We start from the raw sequence: 21,262 nt of genomic DNA, 5'->3' as shown, positions 1-21,262 counted from the left end.
CGCGTGTCACCCGCACGTCTCCGATAGCCAGTCCTCGATCGCGGCGGCGGTCTGCCGGGCCTCGGACTCCAGCATGCTGAAGTGGTCGGCGGTGACATCGCGCACCGCCGTACCCGGCGTGATGACGGGATGCCAGCCCGCGCCGGCCGCCGCCCCCGTGCCCTGGGACGTCGCCACGTCTTGGACGGCGCGCACGTACAGGGTCGGCGCGGCGAGCTCGGCGGGCCGCCACTGCGCGAGCAGGGCCGCGTACCAGCCCATCGCGGACAGCCGGGCGGCGGTGAACGGCCCGAACACCGCCTCCCTGTCGAGCAGGCCGCCCACGATCGACGACCAGACGGCGGGGCTCTCCCCCGGCTGGGGGACGTGCGTGTCGAGCAGGATCACCGCGGACGGCCCCTGCCCGGCCTCCGTCATCGCGGCGGCGAGCGCGTGCGCGAACACCCCGCCGGCGGAATAGCCGACCAGCGCGTACGGCTCCCCGTCCGCCGTGACCGCCTGGGCCAGGCCGTGCACGAGGGCGTCCAGCGAGGCCGGCAGGCTCTCCTCGCGGACGAAGCCGGGGATCGGCAGCACGGCGAGGTCGCGCACGTCGCGGAACTCGGCGGCCAGCGGCCCGAACTGGTGCGGCCCGCCGAAGGCCATCGGCGAGTTCAGGCAGAACAGCCGCGGGCGGCGCGCTCCCGTGGCCAGCACCACCGGGGTGCGGGCCGGGGCGTCGGCCACGTCGTAGCGGGGGCGGACGGCGGCGGCCGCGTGCAGCAGCGCCATGCCCTGCTCGATCTTCCCGGCGGCGGCCGCCTCGCGGAACAGGCCGCTCAGCGTCTCCGCCGCGCTCGGCACGTCCTGCGTCACCGGGTCGTCCGTGGCCGGTGCGGGGGCGATCTCCTCGGCCAGCAGACCGGCCAGGGCGCTGACCGACGGGTAGTCGAACGCGGCGGTGGCGGGCAGCCGGACGCCGGTGTCGGAGGCGAGCACGTTGCGCAGTTCCATGGCGGCCAGGGAGTCCAGGCCCAGCCCGACCAGGTCCGCGTCCGGCTCGACGGGCGCCGGGTCGGCGTGGCCGAGCACCTGGGCGGCGCGCCTGCGTACCAGGTCGATCAGCCGCTCGCGCCGTTCCTCCGGGCTGAGCGCGGCCAGCGGCTCGCGCTCGTTCTCCCGGGCCGCCGCCGCGCGCCGCACGGCTGGTGCCAGCTCCTGGAGCAGAGACGGCACGCCGTCCGTACGGGCGCGCAGGGCGGCCGGATCGAGCCTGATCGGCGCCAGCACGGCGGTGTCCGACCGGCGGGCCGCGTCGAACAGCGCCAGCGCCGCGTCCACCGGCAGCGGCAGCATGCCCCAGCGGCGGATGCGGGCCAGGTCGTCCTCGCGCAGCTCGGTCTGCATGCCCGCGTCGCCGCCCCACAGGCCCCAGGCCAGCGTGCGCGCCGGCAGTCCGGCGGCCCGGCGGTGTTCGGCGAGCGCGTTGAGTAAGGCGTTGGCGGCCGCGTAGTTGCCCTGGCCTGGGCTGTCCACCAGCGACGCCGAGGAGGAGAACAGCACGAACTCGGCCAGGTCGTGCTTCTGGGTGAGCTCGTGCAGATGCCAGGCGGCGTCCGCTTTGGGGGCCGCAACCCGGTCGAGCAGGTCGGGGGTGAGGTCTTCGATGACGGCGTTGGCGCTGACGCCCGCCGTGTGGACGACGGCGCGCAGGGGGTGGGCGTCGGGGATCTGCTCCAGCAGGGCGGCGAGGGCGTCGCGGTCGGCCACGTCGCAGGCGGCGATCGTCACCTCGGCGCCCAGCCCGGCCAGCTCGTCACGGAGGTCGGTGGCTCCTGGGGCGTCCTGGCCGCGGCGGGAGACCAGGAGCAGATGGCGTACGCCGTGCTGGGTGACCAGATGCCTGGCCATCAGGGCGCCCAGGCCGCCGGTGCCGCCCGTGATCAGAGTGGTTCCGTCCACCGGCCAGGCGGGGGCGGGATCCTCGGTGAGGCGGGCGCGGTCGAGTCTCGGGGCCCATGCCTGGTTCTCACGGAGTGCGATCTGGGGCTCCCCGGTCTTGAGCAGGGCGGCCTGTGCGGCGGTGTCGAGGTCTTGGGCAGGGGCCAGGTCGATGAGGGTGATGCGGCCGGGGTCCTCCGCCTGGGCGGCGCGTACCAGGCCCCAGACCGCCGCCTGTGCCGGGTCGGGCGTCTCATCGTCCGTTACGGCGACCGCGCCGCGCGTGATGACCGCCACCGGGCGCGTGTCGCCCTCCGACGACCAGCTCTGCAGCTCGGCCAGCACCTTTCCGACGGTCTGTCGCACCCGGGTCGGCAGATCGCTGTTCGGTGTCGCCGCTGAAGCGTCCAGCACTCGGATTCCGTTCGCGGGCGCTTTGTCGTTGCCTGTGGCGAGGGGCCGCCAGGCCAGCTCATACAGCCAGCGCGTTCCGGTCGCGCTGGTCAGCTGGGTTTGTGCCAGCGGGCGGGCCGTCAGCGCCTCGACCGACACCACCAGGCCGCCTGCCGGGTCCGCGATGTCCAGGCGGGTGACCGCCTCGCCGTCCAACCGGCGGAGTCTGACGCGCAGCGACGACGCGCCCGATGCGTGCAGGGCCACGCCGCGCCAGTTGAACGGGATCAGCGGGCCGTCGTTGTCGTCCCCCGCCCCGCCGTCCGCCTCGGCTTCCAGTCCTGCGAGCATGCCCACGTGCATGGCCGCGTCGAGCAGCGCGGGGTGCACGCCGTACCCGGCCGGGCCGGCTTCGTCCTCTGGCAGCGACACCTCCGCGTACAGGTCGTCACCGTGTTTCCAGGCGCGGGTCAGCGCTTGGAAGGATGGGCCGTAGCCGTAGCCGTGGTCGATGAGGCGGTCGTAGAGGCCGGTGGCGTCGAGCGGCTGGGCGCCTGCCGGCGGCCATGCCTGCCGCAGCTCACCCGGCACGCCGGACGTCGCGGCTGCGGAGGTAAGGGCGCCGGTGGCGTGCTGCGTCCACTCGCCGTCGTCTTCCGGCTTGGAGTGGATGGCGATGTGGTGCCGGCCGTCCTCGTCGGGGGCGGTCACCGTGATGCGGAGGATGGCGCCGCCGGTGGTGTCGTCCTGGCCTGTGGCCGTGTCGGGGATGGACAGGGGTGCGTGCAGGGTGAGCTCGTCGATGAGCGGGCAGCCGAGCAGTTCCCCGGCGCGCAGCGCCAGCTCGACGAACGCGGTGCCGGGCAGGATCGGGGTGCCGTTGATCACGTGGTCCGTCAGCCATGGCTGGGCCGTCGCCGACAGGCGGCCGGTCAGGATCGCGCCGCCGTCGGGCTGCTCCACCACCGCGCCCAGGATCGGGTGATCGACGGCTGTCTGGCCGAGCGCGGCCGGGTCGCCTGCCGAATCGAGCTGCAGCCAGTAGCGGCGGTGCTCGAAGGGGTAGGTGGGCAGGTCCGGGTGGCCGAGGCGGGCGCCTCCTGGGGTGTTCCAGGCGGGCCAGGCCGTCCAGTCCAGGTCGGTGCCGCTGGTCCAGGCCTGGCCGAGGCCGGTGATGAGGTGAGCGCTCTCATCGCGGTCGCGCCGCAGCAGCGCCACCACCTGCGAGGCCGGCTCCTCGTGCTGGGTGAGGGTCTGTTCGATCATGGGGGTGAGCTGGGCGTCGGGGCCCGCTTCGATGAAGCAGGTGACGCCTTGCTCGTGCAGGGTGGTGACGCTGTCGGCGAAGCGGACCGGGCGGCGTACGTGCTCCACCCAGTAGGAAGGTTCGGTGATCTCTTCGCCTGCCAGGTCGCCGGAGACGTTCGAGACCACAGCGAGCTCCGGGCGGCGCAAGGTCAGCTTTGTCACGACCTGTTCGAACTCGGCCAGCATGGGCTCCATCAACGGCGAGTGGAAGGCATGCGACACCCGCAGCGGGCGGGTCCGATGCCCCTGCTCACGCGCCCACGCGACCACCTCATCGACCTGAGCGGCGGCACCGGAGACCACGACCGCGCCCGGCGCGTTCACCGCGGCGATGGCCACCTGATCGTAACGAGCCAGCACGGAGGCGATCTCGTCCTCACCGCAGCCGATCGCGGCCATCGCACCACCGGCCGGCAACGCCTGCATGAGCCTGCCGCGAGCGGCCACCAGACGGCACGCATCCGCCAGATCCAGCACCCCGGCGACGTGCGCGGCGGTGATCTCACCCAGCGAGTGCCCAGCCACGAAGTCCGGCCGCACACCGAACGACTCCAGCAGCCGGAACAAGGCAGTCTCGAAAGCGAACAACCCGGCCTGCGCGAACACCGTCTGATCCAGCACCCCGTCAGGGGCCGAATCGCCGAGGATGATGTCGCGCACGCTCAGCCCACCGGCCAGCCCGGCTACGACATCCGCTCCGGCGAGTTCGGCTTGCAGCAGCTCGCAGGCTTCGTCGAAAGCGCGAGCGAAGACCGGCAACGCCGCATACAGCTCCCGCCCCATCCCCGACCGCTGAGCACCCTGGCCCGAGAACACCACAGCCAAACGCCCCGCCCGCGCCCGACCCTGAACTCCAGAGGACGCCTCCAGCTCGCCAGCGGCCAAGGCTCGCAGCCCGGCCAGCAGGTCGTCCCGGCTCGTTGACGGCAGCACCGCCCGATACTCCAGCGCGGCCCTGCGAGCCAGCCCAGCAGCGACCTCTACCGGTTGCGCCTTCTCGTGCTCAGCCACGAAGGCGGCCAGCCGGTCGGCCTGAGCCCGCAGAGCAGCCTCGGTCTTGGCCGACACCATGACCGGCACAACGGAGCCGGTGGTGCCGTTCGTTGCAGCCGGTTCGCCTACACCGGCCGGTGCTTCCTCTGCGGGTGGTTCCTCGATGATGACGTGGGCGTTCGTGCCGGAGATGCCGAACGACGACACGCCTGCCCGGCGCGGCCGATCCGGGTTCTTCGGCCAGGGGCGAGGTTCGGTCAGCAACTCGACCGCCCCGGCGGACCAGTCCACCTTCGACGACGGGGCGTCCACGTGCAGGGTCTTGGGCAGCAGCTCGTGCCGCATCGCGAGGATCATCTTGATGATCCCGGCCACGCCGGCGGCCGCCTGGGTGTGGCCCAGGTTCGACTTCACCGACCCCAGCCACAACGGCTCCTGCCGACCCTGACCGTAGGTGGCCAGCAACGCCTGCGCCTCGATCGGGTCGCCCAGCGAAGTGCCGGTGCCGTGCGCTTCAACCACATCGACATCACTTGGTGCAAGACCGGCCGCCGCCAGCGCCTGAGCGATGACTCGTTCCTGGGAGGGCCCGTTAGGGGCGGTCATGCCGTTGGAGGCGCCATCCTGGTTGACCGCACTCCCCCGCACCACGGCCAGCACGCGATGCCCGCGACGGCGCGCATCCGACAGCCGTTCCACGACCAGGACGCCCACACCCTCGCCCCAGCCGACACCATCGGCCGCCTCAGCGAAAGACTTGCACCGCCCATCAGCCGCCAGGCCGCGCTGCCGGGAGAACTCCACGAACGCGTCCGGCGTGGCCATCACCGTCACCCCACCCGCCAGCGCCAGATCGCACTCACCATTACGCAGCGCCTGCGCGGCCAGGTGCAAGGCCACCAGCGAGGACGAGCACGCGGTGTCCACCGACACCGCAGGCCCCTCCAGACCGAACGTGTAAGCCACCCGGCCCGAAATCGTGGCACCACCGGTCCCCGAAGGCGCGTAATCGTGGTACATCACACCCGCGAAAACACCGGCACTGCTGCCTTTCAGCGAGGTCGGATCGATCCCAGCACCTTCCAGCCCGGCCCAGCACACCTCGAGAAACTGCCGCTCCTGCGGGTCCATCTCCGCAGCCTCACGCGGACTGATCCCGAAGAACGCCGGATCGAACTCCGCCGCCCCATACAGGAACCCACCCTCCCGCGCATACGTACGCCCCGGCCTGCCCGGCTCAGGATCGTACAAACCGGCGACATCCCAACCCCGATCGCCCGGGAAACCACCCACGGCATCCACACCGCCCACCAGCAACCGCCACAACTCCTCCGGGCCATCAACCCCACCCGGATAACGACACGCCATCCCCACGATCGCGATCGGCTCCCGAGCGCGGGCCGTGAGCGCGCGGTTCTGCTGGCGCAGCTTGGCCGTCTCACGGAGAGAAGCGCGCAGTGCCTCGACGAGCTTGCCCTCGTTCTCCGCCATCTCTTCAGCCCTCCTCGGTCTCGTCATCCGGCTGCCCGTCGTGCAGCGCCATCCTGATCAGGCTTTCCGCGTCCAGCTCGTCGATGGCGTCGAGGTCCTCCATCTCGTCGGGAGGTGCGGTTCCGTTCGTACCTGCCGGGGTCACTCCGGCGAGTTCCAGCAGGCTGTCCAGCAGTCCGGCGGCGCGCAGCTTCGCCAGCGGCACGGTCTGCAGCGCCCTGCGGATCGCCGCCTCGTCGTGGCCGTTGCTCTCGGGGTCAGGCATCGGCGCGATCTGCTTGAGCACGTAGTCGGCGACGGCTCGGACCGACGGGTGATCGAACACCAGCGTGGTCGGCAGCCGGAGCCCCAGCGCCGCGCCGAGCCCGTTCCGCAGCTCGACCGCGGCGAGCGAGTCGACCCCCAGCTCTTGGAACGCCTGGTCCACGGGTACGGACGCGGGTGAGTCGTGGCCGAGTACTGCGGCTGCTCGGGCGCGTACGAGTTCGATGACCGCCGTCCGGCGTTCGGTCTCCGACAGCTCGGCCAGCCGATCGGCGAACGAGCCCGCACCGGCCGCGACCTCCGCCGTGGCCCTGCGGCGTACCGGGACCAGCTCGCGCAGCAAAGCCGGCAACCGGTCCGCCCCGGCACGCAAGGCACTGACCGACCAGCCGGCCGCCACCACGACCCCGCTGCGGCCCTCACCCACCAGCCGATCCAGCACCGCCAAGCCCACATCAGCCGTAACCGGGATCAGCCCCTCACGCAACATGCGCTCCCGATCCCGATCCGACAGCCGACCGGCCATGCCCTCCTCGGCGTCCCACACACCCCACGCCACCGACACACCCGGCAACCCAGCACGCACACGATCGACGACCAGCGCATCCACCGCCGCGTTCGCAGCCGCGTAATTACCCTGACCCGCCGCACCCAACGTCCCCGCCAGCGACGAGAACACCACGAACCGGGCCACCTGACCGTCGCGCGTCAACTCATGCAGATGCCACAACGCATCCACCTTCGGCCGCAGCACCCGCTCCACACGCTCAGCCGACAGCGACGACATCACACCGTCGTCCACGACACCCGCCGTATGCACCACCGCGCACAGCGGCCGGTCGTCGGGGATCTGCTTGAGCGCACCGGCCAGGGCGTCCCGGTCCGCGACGTCGCAGGCGGCGATCGTGACGTCGGCGCCCTTGCCGACCAGCTCGTCGCGGAGGTCGGCGGCTCCTGGGGCGTCCAGGCCCCGGCGTGAGACCAGCAGCAGATTGCGTACGCCATGCTCGGAGACCAGGTGTCTGGCCACCACGGCGCCCAGACCACCTGTGCCGCCGGTGATCAGCGTCGTCCCATCGACCGGCCACACGGCGTCGGTCGTATCGATGGATGCTTCGGTGGATGTGGCGTGCGTCATGCGGGACACCCACAGTCGGCCGTGGCGCAGCGCGACCTCCGGCTCGCCGGACGCCAGTGCGGCGCGCACGTCGGCCGTGAGGAGGTTGTCGTCGCCGGCCGATGCTCCGTTCATGCTGAGAGCGTTCGGAGCGAGGTCGATGAGGGTGATGCGGCCGGGGTCTTCGGCTTGGGCGGCGCGTACCAGGCCCCAGACCGCCGCCTGTGCCGGGTCCGGCGTTTCGTCGTCCGTTACGGCGACCGCGCCGCGCGTGATGACCGCCACCGGGCGGGTGTCGCCCTCCGACGACCAGCTCTGCAGCTCGGCCAGCACCTTTCCGACGGTCTGTCGCACCCGGGTCGGCAGATCGCCGTTCGGTGTCGCCGCTGAAGCGTCCAGCACTCGGATTCCGTTCGCGGGCGCTTTGTCGTTGCCTGTGGCGAGGGGCCGCCAGGCCAGCTCATACAGCCAGCGCGTTCCGGTCGCGCTGGTCAGCTGGGTTTGTGCCAGCGGGCGGGACGTCAGCGCCTCGACCGACACCACCGGGCCGCCTGCCGGGTCCGCGATGTCCAGGCGGGTGACCGCCTCGCCGTCCAACCGGCGGAGTCTGACGCGCAGCGACGACGCGCCCGATGCGTGCAGGGCCACGCCGCGCCAGTTGAACGGGATCAGCGGGCCGTCGTTGTCGTCCCCCGCCCCGCCGTCCGCCTCGGCTTCCAGTCCTGCGAGCATGCCCACGTGCATGGCCGCGTCGAGCAGCGCGGGGTGCACGCCGTACCCGGCCGGGCCGGCTTCGTCCTCTGGCAGCGACACCTCCGCGTACAGGTCGTCACCGTGTTTCCAGGCGCGGGTCAGCGCTTGGAAGGATGGGCCGTAGCCGTAGCCGTGGTCGATGAGGCGGTCGTACAGGCCGGTGGTGTCCAGCCGCTCGGCGCCCGCAGGTGGCCAGACCTGCCGCAGCTCCTCCGACACGTCGGGCGGCACGGCGGCCGGGGTGGCGCTGAGCGTGCCACTGGCGTGCTCGGTCCAGCTTCCGCCGTCGTCCCGGGAGTGGATGCCGATCTGGTGACGTCCGTCCTCGTCGGGCGGGCTCACGATGACCTGGAGGGTGATGCCGTTGGCGGTGTCGGGGACGGGCAGGGGTGCGTGCAGGGTGAGCTCGTCGATGACCGTGCAGCCGATCAGCTCACCGGCCCGCAGCGCCAGCTCGACGAACGCGGTGCCGGGCAGGATCGGGGTGCCGTTGATGGCGTGATCGGCCAGCCACGGCTGGGCCGTCGCTGACAGACGTCCGGTCAGGATGGCCCCGCCGTCGGGCTGCTCCACCACCGCACCCAGGATCGGATGGTCGGCCACCCCCAGGCCCAGCGCGGCCGGGTCGCCCGTCGGGGTCGAGTGCAGCCAGTAACGCCGGTGCTCGAAGGGGTAGGTGGGCAGGTCCGGGTGGCCGAAGCCAGCGCCTCCTGGGGTGTTCCAGGCGGGCCAAGCGGTCCAGTTGAGGTTGACGCCTGACGTCCAGGCTCGGCTCAGTCCGGCGACCAGCTGAGCGGTCTCGTCCCGGTCGCGCCGCAGCAGCGCGATCACCGAGGCGGGCTCGGCACGGCTGTCGTCGGCTTGGTCGGGAGCCGAGCTTTCATGCGACGCCAAGGTCTGCTCGACCATGGGGGTGAGCTGGGCGTCGGGGCCCGCCTCGATGAAGCAGGTGACGCCTTGCTCGTGCAGGGTGGTGACGCTGTCGGCGAAGCGGACCGGGCGGCGTACGTGCTCCACCCAGTACGCGGGCTCGGTGATCTCTTCGCCTGCCGGCTTGCCGGAGACATTGGAGATGAGCGCCAGCTCCGGGCGTCGCAGTGTCAGCCCGGCGACGACCTGTTCGAACTCGGCCAGCATCGGCTCCATCAACGGCGAGTGGAACGCATGCGACACCCGCAGCGGGCGGGTCCGATGCCCCTGCTCACGCGCCCACTCGACGATCTCGGTGACCTGAGCGGCGGCACCGGAGATCACGACCGCGCCCGGCGCGTTCACCGCGGCGATGGCCACCTGATCGTAACGAGCCAGCACGGAGGCGATCTCGTCCTCGCCGCAGCCGATCGCGGCCATCGCACCACCGGACGGCAACGCCTGCATCAACCGCCCACGGGCGGCCACCAGACGGCACGCATCCGCCAGATCCAGCACCCCGGCGACGTGAGCGGCGGTGATCTCACCCAGCGAGTGCCCGGCCACGAAGTCCGGCCGGATGCCGAAGGACTCCAGCAGCCGGAACAAGGCGGTCTCGAAGGCGAACAACCCGGCCTGGGCGAAGACGGTTTGATCCAGCACCTCAGCGTCGCCGAGGATGATGTCGCGCACGCTCAGCCCACCGGCCAGCCCGGCTGCGACATCCGCTGCGGCGAGTTCTGCTTGCAGCAGCTCGCAGGCTTCGTCGAAGGCTCGGGCGAAGACCGGGAACGCCGCATACAGCTCCCGCCCCATCCCCGAACGCTGAGCACCCTGGCCCGAGAACACCACGGCCAAACGGCCCGCCCGCGCCCGACCCTGAACCCCAGAGGACGCCCCCAGCTCGCCGCCAGCCAAAGCGCGCAGCCCGGCCAGCAGACCATCCCGATCCGACACCGGCAGCACCGCCCGGTGCTCCAAAGCAGCCCGGCGCGACAGCCCACCCGCCACCTCCAGCGGTTGCGCCTCCTGATGCTCGGCCACGAAAACCGCCAATCGGTCGGCATGGGCCCGCAGCGCAGCCTCAGTCTTGGCCGAGACCAGCACCGGCAGCACGGTGCCGCCCGCGTCAACCGGCTTCGGGCTTTCCTCGGCGGGTGGTTCCTCGATGATGACGTGGGCGTTCGTGCCGGAGATGCCGAAGGAGGACACGCCCGCGCGGCGCGGCCGATCGGCCTGCTTGGGCCAGGGCTTCGGCTCGGTGAGCAGCTCCACCGCTCCGGCGGACCAGTCCACCTTCGACGACGGCGCGTCCACGTGCAGGGTCTTGGGCAGCAGCTCGTGCCGCATCGCGAGGATCATCTTGATGATCCCGGCCACGCCGGCGGCCGCCTGGGTGTGACCCAGGTTCGACTTCACCGACCCCAGCCACAACGGCTCCTGCCGACCCTGACCGTAGGTGGCCAGCAACGCCTGGGCCTCGATCGGGTCGCCCAGCGCGGTACCGGTGCCATGGCCTTCGACCACGTCCACCTGATCCGGCTTGATCCCGGCCGACGCCAGCGCCTGAGCGATGACCCGCTCCTGGGAGGGCCCGTTAGGGGCGGTCATGCCGTTGGAGGCGCCATCCTGGTTGACGGCACTCCCCCGCACGACGGCCAGCACGCGATGCCCGCGACGGCGAGCGTCCGACAGCCGTTCGACCACCAGGACGCCCACACCCTCGCCCCAGCCGACACCATCGGCCGCCTCAGCGAAAGACTTGCACCGCCCATCAGCCGCCAGGCCGCGTTGCCGGGAGAACTCCACGAACGCGTCCGGCGTGGCCATCACCGTCACCCCACCCGCCAGCGCCAGATCGCACTCACCATTACGCAGCGCCTGCGCGGCCAGGTGCAAGGCCACCAGCGAGGACGAGCACGCGGTGTCCACCGACACCGCAGGCCCCTCCAGACCGAACGTGTAAGCCACCCGGCCCGAAATCGTGGCACCACCGGTCCCCGAAGGCGCGTAATCGTGGTACATCACACCCGCGAAAACACCGGCACTGCTGCCTTTCAGCGAGGTCGGATCGATCCCAGCACCTTCCAGCCCGGCCCAGCACACCTCGAGAAACTGCCGCTCCTGCGGGTCCATCTCCGCAGCCTCACGCGGACTGATCCCGAAGAACGCCGGATCGAACTCCGCCGCCCCATACAGGAACCCACCCTCCCGCGCATACGTACGCCCCGGCCTGCCCGGCTCAGGATCGTACAAACCGGCGACATCCCAACCCCGATCGCCCGGGAAACCACCCACGGCATCCACACCGCCCACCAGCAACCGCCACAACTCCTCCGGGCCATCAACCCCACCCGGATAACGACACGCCATCCCCACGATCGCGATGGGATCGTCGGTGACCGCCGCCGTGCGCCTGACCTTTCTCTGGTCGGCCTGCCGCCCCAGGAGGCGGCCTAGGAGGAAGTCCGTGATCGCGTTCACGGACGGGTGATCGAAGATGAGCGTGGCCGGCAGGGTGAGCCCGGCCGCGCGGCCGAGCCGGTTGCGCAGTTCGACGGCCATCAGCGAGTCGACGCCCAGCTCTTGGAAGGCTCGGTCCACCGGGACCGCTTCGGCCGCGCCATAGCCCAGCACGGCGGCCGCCTGCGTACGTACGAGTTCGGTGACCGCCGTCCGGCGTTCGGTCTCCGACAGCTCGGCCAGCCGATCGGCGAACGAGCCCGCACCGGCCGCGACCTCCGCCGTGGCCCTGCGGCGTACCGGAACCAGCTCGCGCAGCAAAGCCGGCAACCTGTCCGCCCCGGCACGCAAGGCACTGACCGACCAGCCGGCCGCCACCACGACCCCGCTACGGCCCTCACCCACCAGCCGATCCAGCACCGCCAAGCCCACATCAGCCGTAACCGGGATCAGCCCCTCACGCAACATGCGCTCCCGATCCCGATCCGACAGCCGACCGGCCATGCCCTCCTCGGCGTCCCACACACCCCACGCCACCGACACACCCGGCAACCCAGCACGCACACGATCGACGACCAGCGCATCCACCGCCGCGTTCGCAGCCGCGTAATTACCCTGACCCGCCGCACCCAACGTCCCCGCCAGCGACGAGAACACCACGAACCGGGCCACCTGACCGTCCCGCGTCAACTCATGCAGATGCCACAACGCATCCACCTTCGGCCGCAGCACCCGCTCCACACGCTCAGCCGACAGCGACGACATCACACCGTCGTCCACGACACCCGCCGTATGCACCACCGCGCGCAACGGCCGGTCGTCGGGGATGTCCTGCAGGAGAGCGGCGAGGGCGTCGCGGTCGGCCACGTCGCAGGCGGCGATCGTCACCTCGGCGCCGAGTCCGGCCAGCTCCTCGCGGAGGTCGGCCGCGCCGGACGCTTCCAGACCTCTCCGGGAGGCCAGCAGCAGGTGCCGTACGCCGTGCTCGGAGACCAGATGCCTGGCGACCACAGCGCCCAGACCACCCGTGCCACCGGTGATCAGCGTCGTCCCGTCCAGCGGCCAGGCCGACGTGGGTTCCTCGCCTAGGCGGGCTCGCTCCAGGCGAGGCACCCATGGCCGGTCGCCGCGGATGGCGACTTCGGGTTCGTCGCCGGGTAGGGCCGTGTTCTGCAGAGTCGTCAGGTCAAGGTCCGCGGTCCGCGCCGTCGGCTCGAGGTCGAGCAGCGTGATGCGGCCGAGGTGTTCCTGCTGGGCCGCACGTACCAGGCCCCAGACCGCGGCTCCCGCCGGGTCGGGGGTCTCTCCGTCCGCGACGGCGACCGCTCCGCGGGTGGCCACGACGATGGGGCGCTGATCGTCTTCAGCGAGCCGGGCCTGCAGCTCCGCCAGTACCGCGCCGACGCGTCGGCGTACACGGGTCGGCAGGTCATCGGGGCCGTCGCCGGTGGTGGCATCGATCACGGCCGTGCCGTCGAGCAGTGCCGGCTCTGCTGAGGATTCGGGCAGCGGTCGCCAGGCCACCTCGGTGAGCCAGCGCGCCACCGACCCCGCGGCGGGCGTCGTGCTGTCCCTCTCGGCCACCGGCCGGGACGCCACGGTCCCCACGGTGATCACCGGCTGGCCGGTGGGGTCGGCCAGGTCCAGGCGGAAGCCGCCATCCGGGTCCGGGTGCAGGCGTACGCGCAGGGAGGTGGCACCGGTGGCGTGCAGGGTGACGCCGTTCCAGTTGAACGGGATCAGCGGCGTACCCCCTGCGGTCTCGTCGCCGGCCAGGAGCGCCAGATGCGTGGCCGCGTCGAAGATGGCGGGGTGTATGCCGTAGCGGGAGGGTTGTCCGGCTTTTTCGGGGAGTGTTATGTCGGCGTAGAGGTCGTCGCCGTCTCTCCAGGCCCGGGTGAGGCCGTGGAAGGCGGGGCCGTAGCCGTAACCGTGGTCGATCAGGCGCTCATAGAGGCCGGTGGTGTCGACGGGCTCGGCGTTGGGCGGCGGCCAGGCGTGGCGCAGGTCGGCCGGAGCCACCGTGGAGGTGGCGGTCAGGGCGCCGGTGGCATGCCGGGTCCACTGCTCGGCGTCGTCCTTGGAGTGGATGGTGATCTCGCGTCGGCCGTCCTCGTCGGGGGCGGTCACGGTGACCTGGACGGCGACGTCGCCGCTGCTGTCAGGGATGGGCAGGGGCGTGTGCAGGGTCAGCTCGTCAAGGAACGGGCTGCCGACCTGGTCGCCGGCGTGCAGGGCCAGCTCGACGAAGCCGGTGCCGGGCAGGATCGGGGTGCCGTTGATGGCGTGATCGGCCAGCCACGGCTGGGCGGTCACCGACAGGCGGCCGGTCAGGATCGCGCCGCCGTCCGGCTGCTCCACGACCGCGCCCAGGATCGGATGGTCGGATGCGGCCTGGCCGACTGCCGTCGGGTCGCCGGCCGGGGCGGGCTCCAGCCAGTAGCGGCGATGCTGGAACGGGTACGTGGGCAGGTCGATGTCGCCGATGCGGACACCCAGCGGCCCGGCCTTGGTCGGCCAGACGGTCCAGTCCACGTCGGTGCCGCTCGCCCAGGCTTGGCCTAGGCCGGTGATGAGGTGAGTGGTCTCGTCGCGGTCTCGGCGGATGAGGGGTACGACGGCGGGATCGGCGTCGGTGAGGGTCTGTTCGACCATGGGGGTGAGCTGGGCGTCTGGGCCCGCTTCGATGAAGCAGGTGACGCCTTGCTCGTGCAGGGTGGTGACGCTGTCGGCGAAGCGGACCGGGCGGCGTACGTGCTCCACCCAGTACGCGGGCTCGGTGATCTCTTCGCCTGCCGGCTTGCCGGAGACATTGGAGATGAGCGCCAGCTCCGGGCGTCGCAGTGTCAGCCCGGCGACGACCTGTTCGAACTCGGCCAGCATCGGCTCCATCAACGGCGAGTGGAACGCATGCGACACCCGCAGCGGGCGGGTCCGATGCCCCTGCTCACGCGCCCACTCGACGATGTGGTTGACCTGGTCGGCGGCGCCGGAGATCACGACCGCGCCGGGTGCGTTCACCGCGGCGATGGCCACCTGATCGTAACGAGCCAGCACGGAGGCGATCTGGTCCTCGCCGCAGCCGATCGCGGCCATCGCACCACCGGCCGGCAGCGCCTGCATCAACCGCCCACGGGCGGCCACCAGACGGCACGCATCCGCCAGATCCAGCACCCCGGCGACGTGAGCGGCGGTGATCTCACCCAGCGAGTGCCCAGCCACGAAGTCCGGCCGCACACCGAACGACTCCAGCAGCCGGAACAAGGCGGTCTCGAAGGCGAACAACCCGGCTTGGGCGAAGACGGTCTGGTCCAGCACCTCAGCGTCGCCGAGGATGATGTCGCGCACGCTCAGCCCACCGGCCAGCCCGGCTGCGACATCCGCTCCGGCGAGTTCGGCTTGCAGCAGCTCGCAGGCTTCGTCGAAAGCGCGAGCGAAGACCGGGAACGCCGCATACAGCTCCCGCCCCATCCCCGACCGCTGAGCACCCTGGCCCGAGAACACCACAGCCAAACGGCCGGATCGCACTCGGCCCTGGACTCCAGAGGACGCCCCCAGCTCGCCGCCAGCCAAAGCGCGCAGCCCGGCCAGCAGACCATCCCGATCCGACACCGGCAGCACCGCCCGGTGCTCCAAAGCAGCCCGGCGCGACAGCCCACCCGCCACCTCCAGCGGTTGCGCCTCCTCGTGCTCGGCCACGAAAACCGCCAATCGGTCGGCATGGGCCCGCAGCGCAGCCTCGCTCCTGGCCGACACCACCACAGGAAGTACGGCGGTGTCCTCCGTATCGGTGGAGGCGACCAGCGGACGTTCCTCTTCACTGCACGCCGTGGACGGCGGTTCCGTACCGTCGCCGACTACCGATGCCTCTTCGGCGGGCGGCTCTTCCAGGATGATGTGGGCGTTCGTACCGGAGATGCCGAAGGAGGACACGCCCGCGCGGCGCGGCCGATCGGCCTGCTTGGGCCAGGGCTTCGGCTCGGTGAGCAGCTCCACCGCTCCGGCGGACCAGTCCACCTTCGACGACGGCGCGTCCACGTGCAGCGTCCTGGGCAGCAGCTCGTGCCGCATCGCGAGGATCATCTTGATGATCCCGGCCACGCCGGCGGCCGCCTGGGTGTGACCCAGGTTCGACTTCACCGACCCCAGCCACAACGGCTCCTGCCGACCCTGGCCATAGGTGGCCAGCAACGCCTGCGCCTCGATCGGGTCACCCAGCGCCGTCCCCGTGCCATGCGCCTCGACGGCGTCCACTTCACCGGGGGTAAGCCCGGCAGCCGCCAGCGCCTGACCGATGACCCGCTCCTGCGCGGGCCCGTTGGGGGCGGTCAGACCGTTCGAGGCGCCGTCCTGGTTGACGGCGCTCCCCCGCACCACGGCCAGGACCCGGTGGCCGCGACGGCGAGCATCCGACAGCCGTTCCACGACCAGCACGCCGACGCCCTCACCCCAGCCGACACCATCGGCCGCCTCGGAGAACGCCTTGCACCGGCCGTCGGCGGCCAACCCGCGCTGCCGGGAGAACTCTACGAACGCGTCCGGCGTGGCCATCACCGTCACGCCACCGGCCAGCGCGAGATCGCACTCGCCGTTGCGGAGCGCCTGCGCGGCCAGGTGCAGAGCCACCAGGGACGACGAGCACGCGGTGTCCACCGACACCGCAGGTCCCTCCAGGCCCAGTGCGTACGCCACCCGCCCCGACACCACGCTGCCCTGCGTTCCGGTGGCCACTAGGCCCTCGGCCTCGGGTGAGGCGACCGCGCCCGAGCCGTAGTCGTTGGCCATGACCCCGGTGAACACCCCTGTGGGAGTGCCGCGCAGCCGGGACGGGTTGATGCCGGCGTGCTCCAGGGCCTCCCAGGACGCCTCCAGGATGAGCCGCTGCTGGGGATCCATCGCCACGGCTTCGCGCGGGCTGAGCGCGAAGAACTCGGGGTCGAAGTCGGCGGCGCCGGTCAGGAATCCGCCGGTACGGACGTAAGACGTGCCCGGGTGGTCGGGGTCGGGGTGGAACAGCGATGCCAGGTTCCAGCCCCGGTCGGTGGGGAAGCCGGTGATGCCGTCGCGGTCCTCGATCAGGAGCCGCCACAGCTCTTCGGGGTTGGTGACCTGGCCGGGGAAGCGGCAGGCCATGCCGACCACCGCGATCAGATCATCCTCGCGATCCCCGCTCGTCTTCACGGTGACGGTGGGGGTCGTGCGGCGCGTACCGGACAAGGTCCTGTCCAGGTGCGCCGCCAGGGCGCGAGGCGTGGGGTGGTCGAAGACCAGCGTGGGCGTCAGCCGCAGCCCGGTCACCTGATGCAGCCGGTTACGCAGCTCCACGGCGGTCAGCGAGTCGAAGCCCAGGTCCTGGAACGGCCGATCCGCATCGATGGCCTGCGCACTGTCGTGCCCCAGGGTGGCCGCCGCCTGAGCGGACACCACCTCCAGCAAACGCCGCCGCCGCTGCGCCCCCGGCAAGCTCATCAGCTCCGCGACGAGCGCCGAGCCACCCGTACCGCTCTCCGCAGGTGCGGAAGGCGCGGCGGCGGGCTTGCCGATGTCGGCGGCCAGCTCACGCAGCATGGGCGGCAGCTCGGGCCCGCGCCGTCCCAGCGCCACCGCGTCGAAACGAGCCGAGACCAGGAACGGCCGCCGCGACCGCACGCCGGCGTCCAGCAGCGCGACCCCTTCTTCGGTGGTCAGTGCGAACAGCCCGGCGGCGCGCATCCGCGCCTCGTCCCTGGTGCCGATGCGGCCGACCATGCCTCGCTCTTCGGCCCACGGCCCCCAGGCCAGCGACACGGTCGGCAACCCGGCCGCCGCCCGCGCCACGGCCACGGCGTCTGCGAACGCGTTAGCGGCGGCGTAGTTGCCCTGACCCGCACCGTCCACCACCCCGGCCAGCGACGAGAACACCACGAACCGCTCCAGAGCACGGTCCTGCGTCAGCTCGTGCAGATGCCACAGCGCATCGGCCTTGGGCCGCAGTACCGCATCCACACGCTCCGGCGACAACGAGGAGATCACCCCGTCATCGACCACACCCGCCGCATGCACCACCGCACACAACGGCCGATCCTCAGGAATCCCCGCCAGCAAAGCGGCGAGCGCCTCACGATCGCCCACGTCACAGGCCGCGATCGTCACCTCGGCGCCGAGCCCGGCCAGCTCCTCACGCAGCTCGGCAGCGCCGGACGCGTCCGGCCCCCGACGGGAAACCAGCAGCAGATGCCGTACGCCGTGCTCGGACACCAGATGCCGCGCCACCACGGCACCCAGACCACCCGTGCCGCCCGTGATCAGAGTCGTCCCGTCAACGGGCCACAAGACATCGGCATCATCACCCTGGCCGGCCTCGCCACCAGGGTTCACGGACTCGACGTGCGACAACCGGGGTGCCCACAACCCACCGCCCCGCAGCGCGACCTCCGGCTCGCCGGAGGCCAGCGCCGCACGCACGCCCTCCGCAAGGCCGCCCGCACCGCCATCGGCGGTGGCCTCGACATCGACGAGCGTGATACGTCCGGGCTCCTCAGCCTGCGCCGCACGTACCAGACCCCAGACGGCGGCCTGCGCCGGGTCCGGCACCTCGTCATCAGCGACGGCCACCGCGCCCCGGGTCACCACCACGACCGGCCGCGAGCCCCCTTCGGCCGACCAGCCCTGCAGGCCGGCGAGCGCCGTACGCAGCGCACCCCGCACCCGGTCGGGTACGTGGGCCTCCTCGGCACCAGTGACGTCGATGACGAGGGGGTCGCCACCGGTGGCGGCCGCCGGGGCCGGTTCGAGCCGCCGCCAGGCGACCTCGAACGTGGCAGGCCGGCTGGTGACACCGGACGCCCGCGCTTGCGAGCCGCCCGGCGGGAGCAGCCAGTAGTGCCTCCGCTGGAAGGCGTAGGTGGGCAGGTCGAGATGGCCGGGCCGGGCGGCGGCCAGCGAAGGCCAGGTCATCCACTTCACGCCGGCGCCGGACGTCCAGGCCCGGCCCAGCCCGGCGACGAGCTGGGCGGTCTCCTCCCGGTCGCGCCGCAGCAGGGCGACCACCGAGGCAGGCGCGTGAGCCGCATCCGCGCCGGACACGTCGGGGTCGTCGTGGTATGCGAGGGTCTGCTCGATCATGGGAGCGAGCTGGGCGTCGGGGCCGATCTCCAGGAAGCAGCGGACGCCGTTCTCGCGCAGGGTGGTGACGACGTCCGCGAACCGCACCGCCCGGTGCACGTGCTCCACCCAGTAGCCGGGCTCGGTGATCTGCGAACCGGCGAGTTGCCCGGTCACGCCCGATACGAGCGCCACAGAAGGCGAGTTGAACGTGAGCGACGCCGCCACCTGGGCGAACTCGCCCAGCATCGGCTCCATCAACGGCGAGTGGAAGGCATGCGACACCCGCAGCGGGCGGGTCCGATGCCCCTGCTCGCGCGCCCATTCGACGATCTCGGTGACCTGAGCGGCGGCACCGGAGATCACGACCGCGCCCGGCGCGTTCACGGCGGCCACCGCGACCTGGTCGTATCGGGCCAGCACGGAGGCGATCTCGTCCTCGCCGCAGCCGATCGCGGCCATCGCACCACCGGACGGCAACGCCTGCATCAACCGCCCACGGGCGGCCACCAGACGGCACGCATCCGCCAGATCCAGCACCCCGGCGACGTATGCGGCGGTGATCTCACCCAGCGAGTGCCCGGCCACGAAGTCCGGCCGCACACCCAACGACTCCAGCAGCCGGAACAGCGCCGTCTCGAAAGCGAACAACCCGGCCTGCGCGAACACCGTCTGATCCAGCACCCCGTCAGGGGCCGAGTCGCCGAGGATGATGTCGCGCACGCTCAGCCCACCGGCAAGCCCGGCCACGACATCGGCACCGGCGAGCTCGGCCTGCAACAGCTCGCAAGCCTCATCGAAGGCCCGCGCGAAGACGGGAAACGCCGCATGAAGCTCTCGCCCCATCCCCGAACGCTGCGCACCCTGGCCGGAGAACACCACGGCGAGACGGCCAGGCCGCACCCGGCCCACGACGCCCGAAGGCTCACCGGCCGCCAGCGAACGCAGCCCGGCCAGCAGCCCATCCCGATCCGACACCGGGAGTACGGCCCGATGCTCCAGAGCGGCCCTGCGGGTCAGCCCGACGGCCACCTCCAGCACCTCGGCCTCGGTATGCGACTCCACGAAGCCGGCCAGCCGCTCGGCCTGCGCCCGCAGCGCGGCCTCGGTCTTGGCCGACACGACCACTGGCACCGCCAGCCCGGCGGCGTCACCCGGTTCGGTCTCAGCGGGCACCTCCTCATCGGCGGACGCCTCTTCGAGGATCACGTGCGCGTTGGTGCCGCTGAACCCGAACGACGACACGCCCGCCCTGCGCAGCCGCCCCTCGGCCCGCGGCCACGGCCTGGCCTCGGTCAGCAGCTCCACCGCACCGGAAGACCAGTCCACCTTCGACGACGGCGCGTCCACGTGCAGGGTCTTCGGCAGCAGGCCGTGCCGCAGCGCCATGACCATCTTGATCACGCCGGCCACGCCCGCCGCCGCCTGCGTGTGGCCCAGGTTCGACTTCACCGACCCCAGCCACAGCGGCGTGCGCCGCCCCCGCCCGTAGGTGGCGAGCAGCGCCTGCGCCTCGATCGGGTCGCCCAGGGAGGTGCCGGTGCCGTGGGCCTCGACCGCGTCCACGTCCGCCGCCACCAGCCCGGCGGCGGCCAGCGCCTGCTGGATCACCCGCTCCTGGGAGGGGCCGTTGGGGGCGGTCAGGCCGTTGGAGGCGCCGTCCTGGTTGACGGCGCTGCCGCGGATCACGGCCAGCACGCGGTGGCCACGACGGCGGGCGTCCGAGAGCCGTTCGACGACCAGCATGCCGGCGCCCTCGCCCCAGGCGGTGCCGTCCGCCCCGTCGGCGAACGCCTTCACCCGCCCGTCGGGCGCAAGGCCCCGCTGCCGGGCGAACTCGGTGAACGTCTCGGGCGTGGACATCACGGTCACGCCGCCGACCAGCGCGAGATCGCACTCGCCGACGCGCAGCGCGTGCGCCGCGAGGTGCAGCGCCACCAGCGAGGACGAGCAGGCGGTGTCCACCGAGACCGCGGGCCCTTCCAGGCCGAGCGTGTACGCCACCCGCCCGGACACCACGCTGCCGTGCGACCCGGTGCTGAGCAGGCCCTCGGCCTCGGGCACGTCCCGGCCGTAGCCGATGGCGTAGTCGGGGGCCATCACGCCGAGATAGACGCCGGTGCGGCTGCGGCGCAGCCCCGTCGGGTCGATGCCGGCGTGCTCCAGAGCCTCCCACGAGGTCTCCAGGACGAGCCGCTGCTGCGGGTCGGTGGCGGTGGCCTCGCGCGGGCTCATGCCGAAGAAGTCGGCGTCGAACTCGCCGGAGCCGTGCAGGAACCCGCCACGGTCGACGTACGTGGTGCCGGGCCGGGTCAGCTCGGGGTCGTAGAGCGCGTCCACGTCCCAGCCGCGGTCGGTGGGGAAGCCGGAGATCCCTTCCCGGCCGTCGGCCACCAGGTTCCACAGCTCCTCCGGCGTGCTCACGCCGCCCGGGTACCTGCAGGCCATGCCGACGATCGCGATCGGCTCCCTGGCCCGTTCCGTCACGTCGCGCAGTTGCCTGCGCGTCTCCTGGAGATCCGCGGTGGCCCTGCGCAGGTAGTCGCGCAGGCGGTCATCGCCCGACAT

At 72.0% G+C, this 21,262-nt stretch carries 2 protein-coding genes; both read right to left on the bottom strand.

The genetic code is table 11. The features are described 5' to 3' along the window. Positions 1 to 6 precede the first annotated feature (6 nt). On the bottom strand, positions 7 to 6,105 hold the full coding sequence (locus WBK31_RS11825) for an SDR family NAD(P)-dependent oxidoreductase (RefSeq protein WP_406674800.1): 6,099 nt from the start codon (positions 6,103 to 6,105) through the stop codon (positions 7 to 9). A 4-nt stretch (positions 6,106 to 6,109) separates the two neighbouring features. Next, positions 6,110 to 21,262: an SDR family NAD(P)-dependent oxidoreductase gene (locus WBK31_RS11820; protein ID WP_406674799.1), complete on the bottom strand. Its 15,153-nt coding sequence runs from the start codon at positions 21,260 to 21,262 to the stop codon at positions 6,110 to 6,112.

Source organism: Nonomuraea sp. N2-4H (assembly GCF_045291505.1).
GTDB classification, from domain to species: Bacteria; Actinomycetota; Actinomycetes; order Streptosporangiales; family Streptosporangiaceae; genus Nonomuraea; species Nonomuraea fastidiosa.
This window is presented reverse-complemented; position numbering and strand designations above follow the sequence as displayed.

What these genes read in the sequence shown, in the direction of transcription:
- WBK31_RS11825 (WP_406674800.1), bottom strand. Translation starts at nt 6,105, where the DNA reads ATGGCGGAGAACGAGGGCAAGCTCGTCGAGGCACTGCGCGCTTCTCTC.
- WBK31_RS11820 (WP_406674799.1), bottom strand. Translation starts at nt 21,262, where the DNA reads ATGTCGGGCGATGACCGCCTGCGCGACTACCTGCGCAGGGCCACCGCG.